This is a genomic window from Halorussus marinus, assembly GCF_004521895.1.
Taxonomy (GTDB): domain Archaea; phylum Halobacteriota; class Halobacteria; order Halobacteriales; family Haladaptataceae; genus Halorussus; species Halorussus marinus.
In genome coordinates, this window is sequence record NZ_SBIR01000009.1 from 1 (window position 1) to 19,033 (window position 19,033).

Sequence of the window (19,033 nt, forward strand, 5' to 3'; positions counted from 1 at the left end):
TGATGGACCCACCAACGGAGCGCTGGCCGGTGTTTCCGACGTTCGACCAACGGACGCTCGCAGGGCTCGTCCGGGAAAACCTCGCCGAACGAGGGGAACGCCCAGAAGCAATCATTGAACGCCGTGCGGAGTACGCTCGCGACCTGCTGCTGGCGCTCGATGTGGACATTCGGCCGCCGTCGATCACGACGGACGGCGCACGGTCGATTCTCCAACGACTCTCGGAGGCCGCGGAGATCGACATCGACCATCCGAAACACGATTATCTTGCTCCGCACGGTGGCCGTCGTGGCATGGGCGAGGTTCTGGTCCGGGCATTCGGATATACTGTGGCGGCCCGATATCTCGATAATTCTGAGGAGATGGTTCGTGAGCGGTACTCGCATATCGAGGCTGGTGAGTTAGGTGATGTCGCTACTGAGGCCCTTGAGGAGATCGATAGTGTACCGCAGTAACTTATTTCGAGTGAGAGGGGTAGACCGTCGCGTTCACACCGCGTCGACGGTGAACAGCGAGTCGTCGCTGAGGACGACCTGTACCCGGCGGTGCCAGGCGTCAGCGAAAGCCTCTCGTTGCTGGTCAGTTGCCGATTCGTCGAGAATCCCTTGGAGGTTCCCGATTGCGGGTCCACCGTCAGGAACGTCGCTGACGTGGTAGGTCACTTCGACGGTCTCGTCCGTGTCGGTTCGCCGGAACCGGAACGTCGGGTCCGCCGTGTCCGGGTCGAACGCGTCGAAGCGCAGGAGGTCGCGGCGGCCGCCATAGCCGCCGGCGAGCCCGCTGAATCCGTCATCGCCGGTCGCGCCAGTCACGTACGAGATGATGCGGCTCATCACGCCGTACGCGGCATCGTCCTGCGGGCCGGCCGTCTGGACCTCGATTTCGCTCCGGACTGGATAGTCGTCGGGATACAGGGCGTCGAGCCCGAGCTGGACGATCCGATAGGCACCCGAGGCTGTCGGACAGGAGTGTCCGGCTTCTTTCACCGCGTCCCGGTAGGTGACGACGAACGGCTCGCCCGGTTCGAGGACGCCGAGGGCCTCCGCGACGGGGTCGCGGATTTCGATCGGGTCGGCGTCGTAGTCGACCTGCCAATTGGTTCTCGTCTGGGTCGTGTCAGTCGCAGTCGAATTCGATGTCATGAGTTGTGGTTGTGATCGTGTCTCGTGGTCAGTAGCGGAGCAGTCGCATCCCGTTGAGGATGACGAGGAGGACGCTGGCCTCGTGGACCAGCATTCCCGACGCGAGGGTGACGTAGCTGGTGAGCACGCCCGCGAGGAGGACGGTCACGGTCAGCACCGCGAGCCCGACGTTCTCGAGGACGTTCCAGCGCGTCGCCTTGCTGAGTTTGACCGCGTACGGGATGCGTTCGAGGTCGTCGGCCATCAACGCCATGTCAGCCGTTTCGATAGCGGTGTCCGTTCCCGCAGCACCCATCGCGATGCCGACATCGGCAGTGGCCAGCGATGGCGCGTCGTTGATGCCGTCGCCGACCATCGCGACGACGTGGCCGTCGGCCTGGTAGCCCTCGATGACGGACTGCTTGTCCTCGGGGAGGAGTTCGGCACGGTACTCGTCGATACCGACCTCCTCGGCAACGGCAGCGGCCGTCCGCTCGTTGTCGCCGGTGAGCATCACCGTCTCGATGCCAGCGTCTTGGAGCGCCGCGACGACCCCAGGAGCGGCCTCCCGGAGCTCGTCCCGCATCGCAATCGCGCCGATGATGTCCCCGTCCCGAACGACGTGGACGACTGTCTCGCCGCGCCCCTCACGCTCGCGGACGTAGTCGGCGACCCGATCGGGGACATCGACGTCGCGGTCGTCCAGCAGCGCGCGGTTGCCGACGACGACTTCCTGGCCATCGGCATGGGCGATGACGCCCTTGCCGGCGACCACGTCGAAGTCGTCGGGATCGGGGACCGACCTGCGCCCCACGTCCGTATCGTCCGCTTGGGCGACCGTCGCTCCACCGTCCGTCGCAGCCGTCTGGCGTTCGCGGGCCATGTCGACGATGGCGTCCGCGAGGTGGTGTTCGCTCTTCTTCTCGGCGGTCGCTGCGAGCGAGAGGACGTCGGCGGCGGCGACGCCGAACCCCTCGATACCGGAGACGGTGGTCTCGCCCTTCGTGAGCGTCCCCGTCTTGTCGAAGGCGACGAGATCGATCTTGCCGGCGCGTTCGAGGTGTTCGCCGCCCTTCATCAGCACGCCCGACCGGGCGGCGTTACCGATGGCCGAGACGATGCTGACCGGTGGCCCGATGACCAGCGCGCCCGGACAGCCGATGACCAGCAGCGTCAGCGACAGGATCGCGTTCTGCGTGACCGCGTACGCGCCGATAGCCAGGGCAATGACGGCCGGCGTGTAGTACTTCGCGAACCGGTCGATGAGACTCTCCGTGGGCGACTGAGCCTCCTGGGCCTCCTCGACGCGACGGATGATCCGTTCGAGAGTCGTATCCGATCCCGCTCCCGTCGTCCGGATTTCTAGCGCGCCCTCCTGGTTGACCGTCCCGGCGTACACCTCGTCGCTGTCGGCCTTGTGGACGGGCGCGCTCTCGCCGGTGACCGGCGCCTGGTTGACTGCGCTCTCGCCGTCGACGACGGTTCCGTCGACCGGGATCTTCCCGCCCGGCTTTACGACGACGACTTCGCCCTCTTCGACATCGCGGGCGGAGACCTTTTGGAGTGTCCCGTCGCGACGGACGGTCGCCGTGTCGGGCGTCATCTCCAGTAGCTCCTGAAGTGCCGTCCGGGTCTTCCGCATCGTCCGGCCTTCGAGGTAGCTGCCAAGGCTGAACAGGAAGACGACGGCGGCGGCTTCCCAGTACTCCCCGATGACGATAGCACCGATGGCGGCCAGCGTCACCAGCGTCTTGATGCCGAGCGTCCGGTTGGTGACCTCGTGGTAAGCGGTCTTGGCGATGTCGTAGCCACCCACGACCGTCGCGAGGACGAGGATGGCGGCGCTTGCCATCTCGAAACTCGTGAGGTAGCCGAGACTCCAGCCACCGCCGTACAGCAGGCCGCTTGTCGCCGTGACGATGGCCTTCCGGTGGTTCCGGTAGTACTGCGTGATCGATTGTTTGTTCATAGTGTTAGGCGGGCTGGGGAGTGTACCCCTGGTTTTCGATGGTCTCTGCGAAGGCGTCGGGGTCAGCGACGCTGTCGTCGTACTCGATCTCGACGCGGCCGGTCGCGTAGTGGACTTCGACGTGCTGGACGCCGTCGACGTTCGACAGGGCGCGTTCGACGGTACTCGCGCAGGTCGGGCAGTCGAAGTCGAGGACGCGGAATTGGGTTGTGTCGCTCATTACAGTTTGAGATAGTGCCCGTACCTCAATAAGTATTTTTTATATGATATGTTTGAATTCGGATACGAGTCGTTGGAACAGTCAAACGGGTCGTCTAGGGCTTTCGCTATCGCGGGTCCATCCTGTACTGGATACCTCGACAGACACCTACCCGACTCCTGCCCCGCTACCTTTTCCCGCGTGCTCGCGCTCAGTCCTCGTATGAGTGATTCCGATACCGACCACCGTCTCGACGACATCGCGGTGCGAGACACTCGGATTTCGGACGCCATCGACGAGCCGATGCGGGCGATGGTCCTCGACATTCTGTCCGAGGAAGCCCTAACTGCGACCGAGGTCCACGAACGCCTCGACGATCGCGGCATCGACCGGACGGAGAACACGGTCCGCCATCACATCAACGAGCTCCGGGATGCGGGCCTCGTCGACGTCGTTCGCTTCGAGGAGGGGCGTGGTGGGACGACGAAGTACTACCACGCGAACACGATCGTCCTCTCGTACTCACTACCAGATTCGGCCGACGCCGCCGTCGAGGAGATGATCGACGCTGCCCAGCCCCAGATCACGGACGCGCTCACTACGCTCACCGACGAGTACGACGACGCTATTGAGGAGATCGTCGAGGATATGCAGCCCTGCGAGCACTGCCAGACCCAGAAGTACGAGACGTACGTTCTTCTGACCGTCCTGCGACGTGCGTTCGTTCGCGCCCACAGAAATTCCTGAGGGGGAACCACCCCTACGCTGGCAGGGTCTTAGAAGGAGAACCGATCACGCGCGGATTGCATCGCGAGGCGAGTCAGGAGTCGCGCAGGGCCACGCTTTGGGAGGTCCCGTACAGTCTCGATGCTGGTCGGCGGTTCACTACCACCAATGTCTAACTCCCAGCCTGTCTCGTCCATGAAGCGTTCGACAGCCTGATTTACTCGCTGTCGCACGTCGTCCGAGTCCATTGTCTCGGGCACACCATTCCGGAGGACGACGTCGCCGTCAACGATCACTGTCTCGACGTCGGCCGGGACCGCGTTGTTCACGACGTGTGCGGGAACGTTGGTCAGTGGCGTGAACTTCGGTTTGTCGACGTCGAGGAGGATAATATCCGCGCGCTTTCCCGCTTCGATACTGCCGATCTCGTCGCCCATCCCCAGCGCGCGTGCGCCCTCGATAGTGAGCATTCGTATCAGTTCCATCGAGTCGAACTGCCCGGCTGAACGCTTGAGATTTGCCGCCAGCCGAGCTTGCCGCGCTTCACCGAACATGCTGTACGAGTCGTGCCAGTAGTGGTCGTCAATCCCTACTCCGACGTCGACGCCGGCGGCTCGAAGCTCGGGAACGGGCGTCCACTGCGTCTCCCCGTCCGGATTCCAGTAACAGAAGACGGACGGGCAGTGCGCAACAGCCGCGTCCGCCTCGGCGGTTCGCTGGATGTCCTCTTCGTCGCCGAGGCGGAAGTGAGCAGCGACCAGTCGGTCGTCCAGGAGTCCAACGTCGTCGAGCAATCCTACCGAGTCCTCGCCACCGTTCGCTCGTGCCATCGTGTTACTCTCCTCGAGTTCGAGCAAGTGCGTGTGGACGAGCAGGTCCGGGTACTCTGCGGCGAGGGACGCGGTCCGTTCCCACAGCTGCCTGGTACACGACCAGTCGTCGTGCGGGCAGATCGTCGCCCTGATTCGGCCCTCGTACGTGTCGTGGTACGTTTCGACGAACTCGCGAGCACGGGAGAACTGCTGATCGACTGGTTGGTCCCAGAAGAGGTCCGAGATCGCCGGGCCGAAAAATCCGCGGAGCCCTGCTTCCCCGAACGCCTCTGCACCTGCGGCAGGCCGTGCGTCCATCGAGTTCACGGTCGTGACACCGCCCAAGAGGAAATTGAGCGCTGCGAGCTCGACGCCTGCCTCGACGAGGTACTCGAATTCGCCGTTCCCTAATCTGTTAAACAAGGCCGTCCCACTCCCAAGCATCTCCGTCAGCTCGAGTTCGCTAAACGCACCGATGAGCGGTGTCATCTCCAAGTGCGTGTGGGCGTTCACCAACCCCGGCATCACCAGTTTCCCGTTCCCGTCGATAACGGTGGACGCTTCTAATTCTCCGTCTCCTGCACGTGATGGTCGGACTTCTTCGATACAGCCATCGGTGATGCATACTGTGCCGCGCTCGTACAGGCGGTTCCGTTCGTCGGCTGTGAGAACGAGTGCATCATGGATTGCCAGATCGACAGCCATCGTAAATTAGGAAGTGGATGTGACAGTTACCGTACTGGACAACCGAGCAGGCCGGCGAAGGCTGTTCTTCCAGGTGGTGTTCCCCTCATTTGGGATATCATCGGTCTCTACTGGTCCCATTAGCCTCTAATACGTCGGCGTGATTTAATCAGATTCCCCTTTTGAATCTGAAGTCGGATTCCGTGGAGCTTGTGGAGGTTTGCAATGTTTTCCCCTCTTCACGATAGATCATCTATGGCCGACGGTTACGATGCCATAGTACTGATACCCTCATAGGCAGTATATTCTAATCAAAACCGCAATAGATGATCCCTACAATGATACACCTATGCAGGCGACGATAATCGACGGAGTTCTTGAATCCCTTCGTATCGGTGTCGGATTTCTCTGGACGGCGGCGTGGGCGATCATCATGGGCCTCACGATTACGAGTCTGGTCCAGGTCTACGTCTCGAAGGAGCGGATGGCACAGGTGCTGGGTGAGGGCGATCTAACTGGACTTACCAAGGCGACTGTGTTCGGAGCAGCAAGCAGTGGCTGTAGTTTCGGCGCCGTCGCCATCGGGAAGGGCCTGTTCAAGAAGGGGGCGCACGCGGTGAACTTCCTCGCGTTCATGTTCGCGTCGACGAACCTCATCGTCGAACTAGGGCTGATGATTCTCATCCTGCTTGGCTGGGAGTTCCTCGTCGCGGAACTGCTCGGCGGCCTGATTCTCATCGCCGTCATGGCCGCCATCGTCCACCTTACGCTTCCCGAAAACCTGTTTAACGAAGTCCGCGAGAAGCTCAACGAGCGCGACCGCCAGGCGGGCGTCACGGAAGATCCCACCTGCGGGATGGAGGGGAAAGACGAGTACACGCTCACGACCGACGGCGGTGAGACGCTCAAATTCTGCTCGGAGGGCTGTATGGAGACCTATCGCCAGGAGACGTCGAGTAGCGGCGGGTGGCGTGACGAGTTGCTGTCGTGGGGTGGCTGGTACAAGGTCGGGAATCAGTACCGCAAGGAGTGGTCGATGATCTGGAAAGACATCGTCGCCGGCTTCCTTATTTCTGGGTTCGTCATCGTCTTCGTCCCGCAGTGGGTGTGGAACACGCTGTTCATTCAGGGCGACGGCCTGCTCGTGACTGCCGAGAACGCCGTCATGGGCGTCATCATCGCCGTCCTCAGTTTCGTCGGCAGTATGGGCAACGTCCCGTTCGCCGTCGCGCTCTGGGGTGGTGGCGTCAGCTTCGCCGGGATCATCGCGTTCGTCTACGCCGACCTCATCACCGTGCCCGTCCTGAACGTCTACCGGAAGTACTACGGCTGGAAGGTGATGCTGTACATCCTCGGCGTCTTCTTCGTCACGATGGCGTTCACCGGCTTCCTCATGGAGCTGCTGTTCGACGCGCTGGGTATCGTTCCAGATCTGGCGGGCGGCGAGACGGCGACTGAACAGACGTACTTCGAGCTCAACTACACGTTCTACCTCAATATTATCGCCTTTGCGCTCTCCGGGTTCCTTCTGTATGTCTACCGGCGGGGACTCGGCGCACCAGGTCAGTATCGAGATCCGGTGTGCGGGATGCGAACCGACGATGAGGGCCCGAGTGCGTCCCACGATGGGACGACGTACTATTTTTGCTCAAAGAAATGCAAGCGTACGTTCGAAGAAGAACCAACGGAATTTACTAATCAAAGCCCGCAAATATCGAGCCACGATCACGATCATGACCACTGATGATCGCACTGTGGTTCATCCGCTGTGATGGGGTTCATCATCACAGTTTCAATCCGCAATTGTCACACCTACTGCGCTCAAATAGACGGTATGAATAGTCAAATCCCGCAACTCGGGGCTGTCATATGAATCGCCGTCGAGCAGATACTGTCGTCGGTGTGCTTCTCGGGTTCGTTCTCCTGGCCGGCGGGGTACTCAGTTGGCGGGCCTATCAACAGCGTCGGGCTATCGAGCAATCGATGGGGTCAATGATGGGTTCATCTATGGGAACGATGCACGGCCCAGACCCCCTCTGGTACGTGGTTGGAACCCTGCTGGTTGCTGGCGTTATCGGTGGCGTCTATTACGTGGTCCGGGGAGAACTCACCGATCCAGAAGTGGCCGACACAACGGCGCCTGTCGATCCTGCACAGACATCGGCGGCAACAGCTACGTCGATGGATGATGACGCTGCACCGGCGACGTCTATCAATCCTGAATCGGACCCCCAAGCACGCGTTCTCGATCTCTTACCGGATGATGAACGACGCGTCCTCGAACCCGTCCTGAACTCCCCCGGAATCACGCAGATTGAACTTCGGGATCGATCTGAGTTCTCGAAGAGTAAAGTAAGCCAGACCGTGAGTTCACTCGAGGAGCGAGGTCTGCTGTATCGGGAACGACAGGGTCGGACCTATCGTGTGTATCCGAGTGATGACCTTCGGCAGCAACAACCGGGAAAATAGTCGCTATCTATCGGGCGCTCTCCCTCTCGAATTCCGTAGGTATGAACGGTCTCCCTCGAGCAAAACGGTTAGAAGATGTTATAGACGTTCTCGAACGTTCTCCTGTATGGATTCACACCCATGTCGATAACTCCCGAGCAGGCCTACGAGTAACCGAGGAGAGAGACAATGACCAACTTCAAACTCGGCCGGTGGCTGCTCGTGGCGCTCGCGATTGTCGGACTCGCGTTCGCCGCACCGGCAGTCAGCGCACACGACAACGCAACGACCGCTGACGACGCGCCTACGGACAATGCCACCGCAGATGAATGGGCCACTTGGATGGAGGCACAGATGACCGAACACATGGGCCCGGGTAGCGTCGAGTGGATGGAGTCGCACATGGGTGTGACCGTCGACGAGATGGCCCAGGACATGGCTGACGGGGAATACCACGACGGGGCTGACGACGGCTACAACGGCGGGATGTACGGGCAGGGCCACTGCTGACGGCTCTGGCCGTTTCGATCGCTCCAATCGAACACCACAACTCACCAACGCAAGATAATGACGCAACTCACCACTCACATCGGACGCACTGCTCGGCGACTCGCGATCCTCGCCGTCCCGCTGCTAGTTGCGGCGACTGGACCGGCTGTTGCCCACGGTAGTGGGAGCTACGGCGGCGGCATGATGGGGGGCGGCTGGGGCCTCTTCGGTGGAGCGATGGGGCTCTGGGGGTTCCTCTGGATGGGGCTCCTCATCGCCGTTCCGCTCTACATTGTCTATGCGCTCCTCAATCGAGGCTCCGGTGGGAACGAAGAGCAGTCGCTGTCGGTTCTCCGTGAGCGCTACGCCCGCGGAGAGCTCTCGGATGACGAATTCGATCGGCGGCGAGAACAGCTCGAACGCACCGGATGACTGGAGCAGCTGCTGTTCCAGCCGATACATCATATTCCCAACGGCCGCCGTTGCGGCACCCAACCGTTAACCCCGTAGACGGGGTATGATACTTCATGGAATACACAATACAGACTTCAGTCACCGGTGAGTTCGACGACGTCGTCGACACGACGATTGCGGCGCTCAAAGACGAAGGATTCGGCGTCCTCTGTGACATCGACGTCCAAGCGACGCTCGAGGAGAAACTCGGCGAGGAGTTTCGACAGTACTGCATCCTCGGTGCGTGCAACCCGGGGCTGGCACACGAGGGCCTGAACGAAGAGATCGAACTCGGCGCACTCCTCCCGTGTAACGTCATTGTCTACGAAACCGACGGCGGCGAGGTCATGGTGAGTGCCGTCGACCCACAACAGCTCGTCGGCATCGCCGACAACGAGGCACTCGACTCGATCGCGAACGAGGTCCACGACCGGTTCGAACGCGTTCTCGCCAGCGTCGCGGACGAACTCGAATCATCGACCGAGATCTGAACCATGACATCATCAAACCAACTCGACACCACAACCATCGTCCTCCTCATCCTCGGGGCGATCATCGTCCTCCCCTTGCTCACGATGGGGATGGGATTCGGCGGGATGATGGGATACGGTGGAATGATGGGTGGATACGGGACGACCAGCGGCTGGTGGCCACTCGTCGGGATGCTCGTCCAGCTGGTCTTCCTCCTCCTCCTGCTCGGTGGCGGATATCTCGTCTTCCGTCGCGTGACGGCATCGCAGTCGTCGCGGAATCCCGCAATGGAGGAGCTGCGTATGGCATACGCCCGCGGAGATCTCACCGAGGAAGAGTTCGAGGCGCGTCGGAACAAGCTCGAACGCTCGGAGTGACGGTCCGACCACCAACCTCCGGCGTTACTCACGTCCGGCCCCTTGGAATCCGAAATCTGTGACCCTCACAGCTTTCGGATGTGAATAGAAGTGTGCTAAAAGCATAAGACCATACTAGCTACTATGACGGAAGTTATCCTGTTCACACAGGAGACTTGTGGAGCGTGCGCAACGCAGCGAGAGAAAAACGAGGGTATCGAAGATGCGTATCCGGATGTCGAGTTCCGGGAGGTCGACATCCAGACCGATCTGGAGACGGCCGAGGAGTACGGTGTCCGAAAGACGCCAACGACGCTCGTGTATGCAAACGGGGAACAGACGGCCGAGTTCATCGGCATCGTCGACCGGGACGAATTGGAGGCTGCCATCGAGAGCGCCGGCCAGCAATCGCCCGGACTCACGAACCGGCTCGCCAGCATCATCCGTGGATAACAGAAGCCAACCAGCTACAATGACAGACTACAGTAGACGCCAGTTCCTGGGAGCGCTCGGTGCTGGCACAGTCGCGAGTGCGGGATTCACCCAACCAGTCGCCGCACAGGAGACGCCCGTCGTGAAGATGGGCAACAACTACTTCGACCCGATCGGGCTCCACGTCGAACCTGGCACGACCGTCCGCTTCGAGATAGCAGCCGGAGCTCACTCGGCGACGGCCTATCCGGACCGCGTTCCCGCCGACGCCACCGCCTTCGACAGCGGGACCATCTCGCAGGGGAGCTTCGAGCACACGTTCGAGGTGCCCGGAACGTACGACTACTACTGCATCCCTCACAAGACGGTCGGCATGGTCGGTCGCATCGTCGTTGGTAGCCCTGGCGGTCCAGCTGAAGACAGCCCGATCCCGGACGGCGAGGTCCCAGACAGCGAAACGATCGTCCAGAACGGCGCCGTTGCCGTCGGCTCGGACGTCGACGGCAGTGGGAGTACCGATGGCGGAATGATGGGTCCAGGGATGATGCACGGCCGGAACGGTGGATGGTTCGGTGGGCTGCCGTTCGTCGGCGGGGCACTCGGGATGCTGGGGCTGGTCGGCGGCTTCCTCTACTGGGCAATGGGTCGAGGCGATGCACCTCCAGAGAGTGACGATTCCGCTATGGAAACCCTCCAACGTCGTTACGCACGAGGCGAGATCGACGAAGAAGAGTTCCAGAAGCGTCGTGAACGGTTGGAGACTGGGAGTGAAGACCCATCTCGGTAAGGCGCGGTGTCGTCGCCATTTCTACACGCCTGAGGTCCCTCGCTCAGGAGTCCTTCGAAGACCTGTTCCTACGCCGCGGCACTTCTCCGCGGAACGTAAGCCGCACTCATCGGTGCCCAGAGAACGAGGGACACAGCAGCAACCAGAGTCCACCGAACCGTTTGCCCGATCAGACGGTCGTAGTGAAATCCGAGTCAAACTATCCAATTGAGCGAAGCTGGATATAGTGCTGTTTGGGTCTTCTCCCCTACAGTTACCGGAGTAAGTAGTCTACTGGCCTGATCTTACTTCTCCTGTGTAATTCGGTAGTAGACGCCGATTGTGAGGACAGCTACGAGGAGGAGGTATCCAGTAGCCCACACCAATGAGAGAGTCGTATCTACGTCCGTTGTGAGTCCGGTATCGACCATCACACGGACGGGCCAATAGCCGGGGAGTAGTTTCATCCACCATTCGGGCTCGGACTGGATGAACAGCGGATCCTGGAAGAGTCCGATATCGAGCATCGGGAGAATCAGCATTAGCCACATCCCGGCTAGGCGGTCGAAAACGGCCCCGACGAGCATCCCGATGAGACCATACGTGACCGAGACGACGAGCATCGCTGCGACGAACCACCAGAGATGCTCAGGCTGGAAATCGACGAGCATCACGCCGACTGAGACGCCGGTAACGATGAGAGTGATTGCTGCGAGGACCCCAAACCGGGCAGTGATTACCTGTCGTGCACGATAGCCGGCGACTGCCAGACGACCGTCTGTGTCTTTGGCTTCTCGCATCAGGAACAACCCGGCGAGTCCCGCGATGAGGGCGCTCGTAATCGGCGTCATAATCACGCCGTGGACCTCAGGCATCCCTCGCATGACCGTCACCGTCTCACCGTCGACGAGCGTCCGAACCGGCATCTCGACGTCCTGGGTGACTGCGAACGCCAACGTGATGAACGAGACCGGTAGGACGACCAGTAGAGCGACGAGGACGTAGTTTCGCGCCTGTTCTTTGATGCCGATTGTGAACGCCGTTGTCGTACGACTCATGCGGACCACCCACCACTGGTGCGCATCGTCACTCCGAACACTGCGGTGACGAGTACAAGCAGGACTAGCAGGTATCCGGCGACGAAGCCGAGATCACCCGTCGTATATGTGCCTTGGAACATCGCCTCCTGAAGGAGTTCCTTTGGATGATAGAGCGGGAAGTATTCCACGAACTCGGGAACGTCGGCGGCCAGCGGACTGTCGCCACTGAGGAACGCATCCATCATTGCAAGGAACACCACGACGAGCGAGCCTTCGAACAGTCGTGGAAGGAGCGCCCCGACGAGTGCGCCAAGAAACGCATAGACGAGGCCGGCAAGTACGAGGAATACGAACGTCAGGACAGGGGCTCCCGGTGAAATCGTCAGCCAGAGAACGCCGTAGTTTACGGCAGCCACGACAACGGTCACTCCTCCGAGCGCCGCTAATCGAGTCGCAAGCAGTGTTCGGGGTGGATAGCCTGTCTGAACGAGTCGCCGATCGGCTGCACGCGCACTAATCATCTGCGCGAGTCCCATCAGGCCGGCAATGATGGCGACCCCGAATATCGCTCCGAGAAGGCGACCTAGCTCGATCGGAATCGCCTCGACCGTCGGCATACTTGGTAACCCAGCCATTGCTTGTCCCCAGCCTTCGATAACGACAATCGGAAGGAGAAGTGCTAGGACAACATTCAGGGGGGTTCTGAGGAAGGTGGAGACGTTCGCCCGAATCCCCGTCCAAACCCTATTCATCGGTCTCTTCCCCCCGTTCACTGGCCGTTGCATCAGTCTCGCCTTCCTGGTCAGTCACGTCGTAGACCTGTCCGTCACGAACCTCATAGATGCGGTCGAGACGACTTTGCTCTTCGATCAGGTGTGAAATCATCGTGACAGCTGTTCCGTCGGCAGCGAGTTCCTCGGCGAGATCCCAGAACGTGAGATACGTTTCCCAGTCGAATCCAGTGTAGGGCTCGTCCAGCATGAGGACGTCCGGATCGTGCATCAGGGCGATACTGAGATTGATTTTCTGCCGGTTTCCACCACTGAGTTGGTCGATTCGGTAGTCAAGGTACTGCTCGAAATCGAGTTTCGACGCCAAGCGGTGTTTGGCCTCGTCGATTTCTTCGGCGGTCATTCCGTATCCGGAACCGAACAGTCGGAACGTCTCTCCGACCGTCAAGCGGTCGTAAAGCAGTGGTTCCTGTGGACACCAGCCAACGGTTCCCGTCCGTTCGACTGTTCCGGAATCCTGTTCGAGGACACCGACGAGGATGTTCATGAGCGTGGATTTGCCCGACCCGTTCGCGCCGACGATCCCGACGATTTCCCCCGTCCGAATTTCGAGATCGGCATCGGTGAGGACGGTCACTGACCGCGTAAATGGAAAACTCGATCCGTACGTTTTTTCAATCTCATTAGCACGGACGAGTACCTTGTTGCTTGTAGCTTCTCCTTTGGTGGTTGTGGACGCTTCCATAGGTGTATACACACGCTTCTAATTCACTGCGATTACTGTTTCAAATCAAAACTATTTGCAGCAAACTCGTAAGCAATCAGGAATTGAGTATACAGCTAATGCTAGACTCTAAGCATCAGATTTCTCTTGACTTTCTGTATACTGTTCCCTATACGTTGTTTCACAGTTCTCACTGCAAAACTGCTGGAGTGAACCACCGACACGGGTGGCTAGTCCGTCTTCACCGACAGTGGTTCCGCAATTTGCACATTTGAGTGCGGATTCAGTCCCCTCGGCATACGCTGATTGAGCAGCGTTCGACAGCAGTTGTACGTCGTATCGCCGCACGTCAGTCAGTGGTAGATATTGCTGCGCCCAGTTTCCGACTGTATTCCGCGGCGGCGTCGCAACAGCTACGATTTCGCCCTCCGCAGTTGTGAATACGTGTTCTACGGCTGGGGTCTCGAGGATCGATTCTCGAAGAGAATCCGTCTTTCCGAGCTCAGGCTGGAGGCGTACCATGACGTGTATCCGGTTTTCGTACTGTGTGAGGTCGAGATCAACGGTGAATCGACGAATGACATCTTCTTGCTCCAACTGACGGACGCGTGCTGAAACGGACGGGGGTGAAAGATTTACAGCCTCAGCAATAGTGCTGTAGGGTCGTCTCGCGTTCTCCGCTAAAAGACGGAGGATTTCGCGATCCGTGTCGTCAAGTTCTGGTTGGGTCATCGAAAGGCGGAATGGGGGTGGGTGTGGGGGAGCTACGACGCAGGTGTGGGGTGTGACGGTTAGACGTACTCCTCCGGTGTCGAGGTGAACGTCTCCTTGCAGCCCTCGGCACAGAAGTAGTACGTCTGACCGTCGTACTCAGCTGTGGCCGCCGGATCACTTTCATCGACGTCCATTCCACAGACTGGATCAGTTGCCATTCGGTTTCACCCCACATCAATGGTACGAGGGCCTGAATCAAGCAATTTGTTCTTAGCAATCCAAAGTCGGGATACATAGCGATTTGAGCCGTGCTGCACGGTTTGGCTTTTCTGACTCCACAATCAACGGTTAGTACCTCACAATCCCGAACTATCGTTCGAGTATACCAACGGATTCCTATCTGTGTCCTATATAAATACTGGAGTCTGAACCAATTCTAAACCTATGGGTCACGATCCACCACACGACAATCACGAGCAGTGAAGACCCTTCCTGTCTTGACGATACCTGATATGGATCCCTCTGATCCGGTAGGAGAGTTATCTACTAGTCAGTTCACAGATATTCTCGTGCCTACGGATGGATACGACGAGGCATCTGTGGCCTTCAAACATGGGCTACAAATTGCTAAACGGTATGATGCAACCCTACATGGACTTTTTATCATTTCCGAACAGTCCTATTCGAGTCGGCCTGGATTCACGTGGGAAGAGGTCACTGACTCTTGGGAACAGCGGGGAACTCGGCTCTTGGAGGACATTACGGAGAAGGCAGCGACCTTGGACGTTCCTGTCCGAACTACGTTGAGCTTTGGTCAACCTCAGCAGGAGATTCTCAAATACACTGAGGTGACTGACATCGACCTTGTTACAATGGGGACACGAGGATTGACTGGCATTCGTCGGCTATTACAGGGAAGCGTCGCAGCTCAAGTGATCGAGGAAGCAGATTACCCCGTTCTAACGATTAACCGAAGGACAGCTGAATTGAAAAAACACCCGTACACCTTTCTTCGAAAGACAAACCAGAATCGGAAGTCAAGGCTATATTGAAATATTATTTGTAATATACTAATTTCAGTCTTAAATTCGGAAATTCTAATTGCGTATTAATCCCCGTTTCTTCTACCAAACCAAAGAGTGTTAAGTTCGTTCTGCTGAATAAAGCGCGCGTACTGACCAGAAGGAAAACCAAGAAACGACAGGGCTACTCCTAAAAATCGTGTTTGTCTTCACGTTTAGGTGCATCAGATGGACGTTAGTGCGAGCAACGCGAAAAGTTAACTGGCAAATGGCTCCACGGACTGAGTTGTTGAACTAGTCGTCCATGCCGGATGGGGTTTGGCCCGTAGTCGATCCCGACGGTGCCGACCCTGCGGCAAACTTGTAAACGGCGACGAGTCCCCAAATCACCAAGCCGAGCAGGATGATGCCCGCCCTAATGTCGATGGGGACCACTGCAGCGTGTTCGATTGCTCCCTCGCTATCGACTGGGTGCCCGGCTCCCAGTAGCATGTCGAGCAGGCCGATCACGACGACGCCCAAGACAACCAGGCCACCGCCGACGTACATGGCGATTTGGTCTGCCGTTGATAAGTCACTCATTGGTAGTCACCCGAGGAGTTTCCGTAATCGCGTGTTCTCGAACAGTTCCATCTCACGCAGGCGGTTATCGACTGCCAGGACGCCGCCCGCTCCAAGTGCCACAATGGTTCCGAAGACCATGATCCCAAGGAGTTCACCCGTGACCATACCGTTGGCCCAGCCGCCACCGTAGCCGTTGATGAAGTAGAAGAACAGCATCATGAAGGCACCAAAGAAGGCGGCGGTCCTCGTGAGGACACCGAGTATCAGCCCGAGACCGATGGCGGTTTGCCCAAGCGGTACCGCCACGTTGACGAACGCCAACAGGATGCCGTCGCTGAACGGCGTGACGAAGGGGGCGAGAATCGTGCCCTGAGCGGCTCCGCCGACGAACCAGCTGGCGTCGAAGGGCCACGCCCAGATTTTGTCAAGGCCAGCGTGGAGCATCCACCACCCGGCGGTCAGCCGGAGCAGCAGGATCCAATACGACAACCAGGCTCCCGAGACCGAGAACGACGTCTCGGTTCCGAGAAAATTCGTACGGATGGATTGAGTTGACATGGCATACTTCACCTCACGGCTGATTTTGTCAGATGTAGTAAAAAAGATTGATGGTGTTCGTGATTTCTAAGAGTCGGGGCTCATTTCAGGAACGCGGATATCCGAGGTGAGTTGGATGATTCTCAAGAAGGAATTCGGTCACCCTCTACGGACTGATTGTGTGCTGGGGCGTGTAAGCGGGAACACTGATGAAGCCGAGCCCACCGAATTCTGGATCTCGGAAAATTCGCTTGAGGGACTCCATTTGCTGATTTAATCCTCTGTACTTACCGATCCTCCCAGTAGCTAACAGATTCTGAGAATTTAACTCGAGCGGATGTCAATTAATCAACTCCCATTGGTTAGTCATTCCTCCATAGACACGGTTTAAAACTCGTCGTCTCGAGAAAATACGGGCAAACAAAACAGGGTGGCGGAGGAGACGCAGTAGAACTGTACTCGGAGACCGGTCAACGTCTTCAATATCGATCCCGGCAGCGGCACGAATTGCTGCTCCCAGAACCTTGGGATTACGAGTTTCAAGAAAGTATCTCACAACTGTGGCGAAAATGTACTCCGTTTTCATCCTCTGATATAAACTGTCAGGAAAATTGTGTAATTGGCCGCTGTTAGCCAACTCTGCGGCCAAGAATCCCGATTCAACGGCCTGTGAAATTCCTTTTCCAGTGAGTCGGTTTGCGATCCCCGCAGCATCACCAACCCGTACGACGGAATGCTCCGGTAGATAGGTTCTGTCGGGATCGAGACTGGGTCCCTCGGGAATGATTGCGACGTTCGTCCGTTCCTGCGACGGGACTGGCCACCCATTCCGCTTACAGGCTTCCCTCAATGCCTTCATATAATCACTAGGCCGGTCACTGACCGTCCAGCCGATACCAACGTTGGCTCGTTGCGATGTCTTCGGGAATGCCCACGAGTACCCTGTATAGTTCTCCAGAATTATCCGGCTGTTCGGGTACAACTCGGTGAAGTCCCCTTCGACATCACTGTTAAGCGCTACCATATATCCTGAATACTCGTTGGTTGTTCCGAGCGCTTTACTAGAGAGTGATGGCTGACCGGTTGCATCAACGACGAGATCATACTCATCGGTGAACTCGTGGAAATCTGTCCGTGTGATAGACTGGTTTTCGTGGATGTCAACACCCTTCTCTGAGAGTTGTTCTGCCCAGGACTGCTCAACGACATTTCGGTCCGTTATATATGTATCCGCAGCAGGAAAGGTGCCGGCTCCAGTGCGGTGGCGATCGGCGTCGATTCCGTCATACACCTCCACTTCCATCGCTGGCAGCGGATTGAGAAAGCCGTTCTCTACAGTCGGCTCGAGTGGGATCTTCGATACCGCTGTCATCGCTTCTCCGCAATTAACGCGTTTGCTATCGTAGGACTGCCGCTCATATAGTTCGACGACGAATCCAGCGTCGTCGAATCCAGCAGCTGCTGCAAGCCCGGCCATCCCTCCACCTATTACCGCAATTTTGGACGTTCGTGTCATCGGTTTTTGCCAATCTTTGAGGCCATCGTTAAGCTCCCAACAGCATCCGAAGTGACCCACGAACGCCCATCGGGAGTCCGATCGCTCCGATGAAGAACGTCATAAGCCACCACCACGTGTGATTCATCTCCTCTTTCGCATCGGCGAGATACCACACGATGCCGACAGTCACGACGAGTTTCAGCACGAACGTCGATCCGGAGAATCCAGTCGCCTGGTACACGAGATTCGTCACGACCAGCTTTGGGGAGTAGCCGAGGAACGTCACACCGATGAGATTCTGCGCAGCGTCCCACAACTGGCCGAAAACGGCCAGCAGAATTAGCGGGTGTCGAAGGTGTGTGATATTGACGAAACTCGCGCCCCAGTAGTAGAGTGCGGTTACGCCGAGCGCTATCCCCGTCGTCGCGACAGGAACCCATAGGCGGAGTGGGGTCGATGTCGAGAGGCCGTGCCAAACAGCCCACCAGACGGCCCCGACAGCCCACACCGACCCGACGAGCCCGACTGTTAGCGGGATAGATCCGATATTTTGGTCACGCAAGAGTGCACCGACACCGAGCGCGAGGATGGTGACAGCGGTGACGACGATGTAAATCGATGGCGTGATGAACCACACCGCGTAGTCCCCGAGCAGCCCGAGATCCTCGAGGGCGCGCATCGCCCCACCTGCGATGATGATCGGAGCGAACCCGTAGGCCAGTCGTGCGTCGAACGTGACGTCGAGTTGGTCGAGATACGCACGTAGTCCGGGGAGGCTGTATACGACTGCCGCGAGGTAGATTACCGTGTTCACCGCGTTGTAGCCCTGGACAGCACGAACCCCCTCGTGCGTGACTGGCTGACCGGCCGCATCGGCGACGACTGGTCCCCAGAGATACTGCCAGATGAACCGGTCGTAGACCAACGTCGGAAACACGAGGATGCCCCCACCGAGGAGGACGAGCGGGGCCAGCAGGTACAGCGCCCACCACTCGCGTGAGCCGGTCTCCGGAAGGACAGTCTCGACGCGGCGGGTGACAGTACTCACGACCCGTTCACCTCCAATCGCCACGTCGTGCTTTTCGAGCGCCCCCACTGTTCGAGTGAAACGATTGTGAGTTCGTCCTGGAGCTGGCTGAGATACTGCGCGACTGCCTTGGGAGATCCGTCGAGGTCGCTGGCAATCTCGCGAGCCCGGAGGTATGTCGGTTCGCTACTGGCTGTCTCGACGAGGTACCTTCGAACCGTGTGCCGGGAAATATTCGACATTGATCTAG

24 protein-coding genes and 1 pseudogene are annotated in these 19,033 nt (G+C 58.5%); 11 read left to right on the plus strand and 14 right to left on the minus strand.

Annotated elements, in window-relative coordinates:
* A pseudogene (locus EPL04_RS12200) lies at window positions 1-455 on the plus strand (site-specific integrase); the annotation flags it as partial.
* 33 nt (window positions 456-488) lie between these two features.
* On the opposite strand, the gene EPL04_RS12205 reads toward EPL04_RS12200, so the two are convergent.
* The 3 genes from EPL04_RS12205 to EPL04_RS12215 are packed head-to-tail and all read right to left on the minus strand — an operon-like array spanning window position 489 to window position 3,310.
* Window positions 489-1,142 carry a hypothetical protein gene (locus EPL04_RS12205; RefSeq protein ID WP_004594625.1) on the minus strand — a complete coding sequence of 218 codons (654 nt, stop codon included), beginning with the start codon at window positions 1,140-1,142 and terminating at the stop codon, window positions 489-491.
* A 28-nt stretch (window positions 1,143-1,170) separates the two neighbouring features.
* The gene (locus EPL04_RS12210) at window positions 1,171-3,090 is read right to left on the minus strand and encodes a heavy metal translocating P-type ATPase (protein WP_004594624.1); all 1,920 of its coding nucleotides are present in this window, start codon (window positions 3,088-3,090) and stop codon (window positions 1,171-1,173) included.
* A gap of 4 nt (window positions 3,091-3,094) precedes the next feature.
* Window positions 3,095-3,310: a heavy-metal-associated domain-containing protein gene (locus EPL04_RS12215; RefSeq protein WP_004594622.1), complete on the minus strand. Its 216-nt coding sequence runs from the start codon at window positions 3,308-3,310 to the stop codon at window positions 3,095-3,097.
* Window positions 3,311-3,511: 201 nt separating this feature from the next.
* Between EPL04_RS12215 and EPL04_RS12220 the strand changes: the two genes are divergently transcribed.
* Window positions 3,512-4,036, plus strand: coding sequence for an ArsR/SmtB family transcription factor (locus tag EPL04_RS12220; RefSeq protein WP_004048660.1), 525 nt, complete (start codon window positions 3,512-3,514; stop codon window positions 4,034-4,036).
* A 29-nt stretch (window positions 4,037-4,065) separates the two neighbouring features.
* Here EPL04_RS12220 and EPL04_RS12225 read toward each other — a convergent pair whose 3' ends face one another.
* Window positions 4,066-5,532: an amidohydrolase family protein gene (locus EPL04_RS12225; RefSeq protein WP_134671632.1), complete on the minus strand. Its 1,467-nt coding sequence runs from the start codon at window positions 5,530-5,532 to the stop codon at window positions 4,066-4,068.
* Between the two features lie 328 nt (window positions 5,533-5,860).
* Here EPL04_RS12225 and EPL04_RS12230 point away from each other — a divergent pair, with 328 nt between their 5' ends.
* From EPL04_RS12230 to EPL04_RS12265, 8 genes are all read left to right on the plus strand, one after another.
* On the plus strand, window positions 5,861-7,255 hold the full coding sequence (locus EPL04_RS12230) for a permease (protein ID WP_004594620.1): 1,395 nt from the start codon (window positions 5,861-5,863) through the stop codon (window positions 7,253-7,255).
* 125 nt (window positions 7,256-7,380) lie between these two features.
* A complete protein-coding gene (locus EPL04_RS12235) occupies window positions 7,381-7,980 on the plus strand; it encodes a helix-turn-helix transcriptional regulator (RefSeq protein WP_011222408.1) in 600 nt (199 codons plus the stop codon).
* 168 nt (window positions 7,981-8,148) lie between these two features.
* The gene (locus tag EPL04_RS12240) at window positions 8,149-8,469 is read left to right on the plus strand and encodes a hypothetical protein (protein WP_004594618.1); all 321 of its coding nucleotides are present in this window, start codon (window positions 8,149-8,151) and stop codon (window positions 8,467-8,469) included.
* Window positions 8,470-8,526: 57 nt separating this feature from the next.
* Window positions 8,527-8,880, plus strand: a complete 354-nt coding sequence (locus EPL04_RS12245; protein WP_004594617.1) for an SHOCT domain-containing protein — start codon at window positions 8,527-8,529, stop codon at window positions 8,878-8,880.
* A 95-nt stretch (window positions 8,881-8,975) separates the two neighbouring features.
* Entirely contained in the window at window positions 8,976-9,392 is a 417-nt protein-coding gene (locus EPL04_RS12250; RefSeq protein WP_004594616.1) for a DUF302 domain-containing protein, read from the plus strand.
* A 3-nt stretch (window positions 9,393-9,395) separates the two neighbouring features.
* Window positions 9,396-9,749 (plus strand): SHOCT domain-containing protein, encoded by a 354-nt coding sequence (locus EPL04_RS12255; RefSeq protein ID WP_004594615.1) that lies wholly within the window; start codon window positions 9,396-9,398, stop codon window positions 9,747-9,749.
* Between the two features lie 123 nt (window positions 9,750-9,872).
* Window positions 9,873-10,181 (plus strand): thioredoxin family protein, encoded by a 309-nt coding sequence (locus EPL04_RS12260; protein ID WP_004594614.1) that lies wholly within the window; start codon window positions 9,873-9,875, stop codon window positions 10,179-10,181.
* Window positions 10,182-10,200: 19 nt separating this feature from the next.
* Entirely contained in the window at window positions 10,201-10,947 is a 747-nt protein-coding gene (locus EPL04_RS12265; protein ID WP_004594613.1) for a plastocyanin/azurin family copper-binding protein, read from the plus strand.
* Between the two features lie 284 nt (window positions 10,948-11,231).
* Here EPL04_RS12265 and EPL04_RS12270 read toward each other — a convergent pair whose 3' ends face one another.
* From EPL04_RS12270 to EPL04_RS12290, 5 genes are all read right to left on the minus strand, one after another.
* Window positions 11,232-11,984 carry an ABC transporter permease gene (locus EPL04_RS12270; protein ID WP_004594612.1) on the minus strand — a complete coding sequence of 251 codons (753 nt, stop codon included), beginning with the start codon at window positions 11,982-11,984 and terminating at the stop codon, window positions 11,232-11,234.
* Window positions 11,981-12,583 (minus strand): ABC transporter permease, encoded by a 603-nt coding sequence (locus EPL04_RS12275; RefSeq protein ID WP_004594611.1) that lies wholly within the window; start codon window positions 12,581-12,583, stop codon window positions 11,981-11,983. Before EPL04_RS12275 ends, EPL04_RS12270 begins: the two co-directional genes overlap by 4 nt.
* Before the next feature lie 127 nt (window positions 12,584-12,710).
* The gene (locus EPL04_RS12280) at window positions 12,711-13,334 is read right to left on the minus strand and encodes an ABC transporter ATP-binding protein (RefSeq protein ID WP_004594610.1); all 624 of its coding nucleotides are present in this window, start codon (window positions 13,332-13,334) and stop codon (window positions 12,711-12,713) included.
* 216 nt (window positions 13,335-13,550) lie between these two features.
* Window positions 13,551-14,153 carry an AsnC family transcriptional regulator gene (locus tag EPL04_RS12285; protein ID WP_004594609.1) on the minus strand — a complete coding sequence of 201 codons (603 nt, stop codon included), beginning with the start codon at window positions 14,151-14,153 and terminating at the stop codon, window positions 13,551-13,553.
* 59 nt (window positions 14,154-14,212) lie between these two features.
* On the minus strand, window positions 14,213-14,353 hold the full coding sequence (locus EPL04_RS12290) for a YHS domain-containing protein (RefSeq protein ID WP_011222411.1): 141 nt from the start codon (window positions 14,351-14,353) through the stop codon (window positions 14,213-14,215).
* Window positions 14,354-14,647: 294 nt separating this feature from the next.
* Here EPL04_RS12290 and EPL04_RS12295 point away from each other — a divergent pair, with 294 nt between their 5' ends.
* Window positions 14,648-15,187 carry a universal stress protein gene (locus tag EPL04_RS12295; protein WP_227262465.1) on the plus strand — a complete coding sequence of 180 codons (540 nt, stop codon included), beginning with the start codon at window positions 14,648-14,650 and terminating at the stop codon, window positions 15,185-15,187.
* A gap of 264 nt (window positions 15,188-15,451) precedes the next feature.
* Here EPL04_RS12295 and EPL04_RS12300 read toward each other — a convergent pair whose 3' ends face one another.
* The 5 genes from EPL04_RS12300 to EPL04_RS19520 all read right to left on the minus strand — a co-directional run bounded on the left by EPL04_RS12300 (window position 15,452) and on the right by EPL04_RS19520 (window position 19,025).
* Window positions 15,452-15,739, minus strand: coding sequence for a hypothetical protein (locus tag EPL04_RS12300; RefSeq protein ID WP_004594603.1), 288 nt, complete (start codon window positions 15,737-15,739; stop codon window positions 15,452-15,454).
* Window positions 15,740-15,745: 6 nt separating this feature from the next.
* A complete protein-coding gene (locus EPL04_RS12305) occupies window positions 15,746-16,279 on the minus strand; it encodes a DoxX family protein (RefSeq protein WP_004594602.1) in 534 nt (177 codons plus the stop codon).
* A 319-nt stretch (window positions 16,280-16,598) separates the two neighbouring features.
* Window positions 16,599-17,774: an NAD(P)/FAD-dependent oxidoreductase gene (locus EPL04_RS12310; protein WP_011222414.1), complete on the minus strand. Its 1,176-nt coding sequence runs from the start codon at window positions 17,772-17,774 to the stop codon at window positions 16,599-16,601.
* Window positions 17,775-17,802: 28 nt separating this feature from the next.
* Window positions 17,803-18,804 (minus strand): DUF63 family protein, encoded by a 1,002-nt coding sequence (locus EPL04_RS12315; RefSeq protein ID WP_004594600.1) that lies wholly within the window; start codon window positions 18,802-18,804, stop codon window positions 17,803-17,805.
* The gene (locus EPL04_RS19520; protein ID WP_004594599.1) at window positions 18,801-19,025 is read right to left on the minus strand and encodes a DUF7123 family protein; all 225 of its coding nucleotides are present in this window, start codon (window positions 19,023-19,025) and stop codon (window positions 18,801-18,803) included. Before EPL04_RS19520 ends, EPL04_RS12315 begins: the two co-directional genes overlap by 4 nt.
* Between the last annotated feature and the right edge of the window lie 8 nt (window positions 19,026-19,033).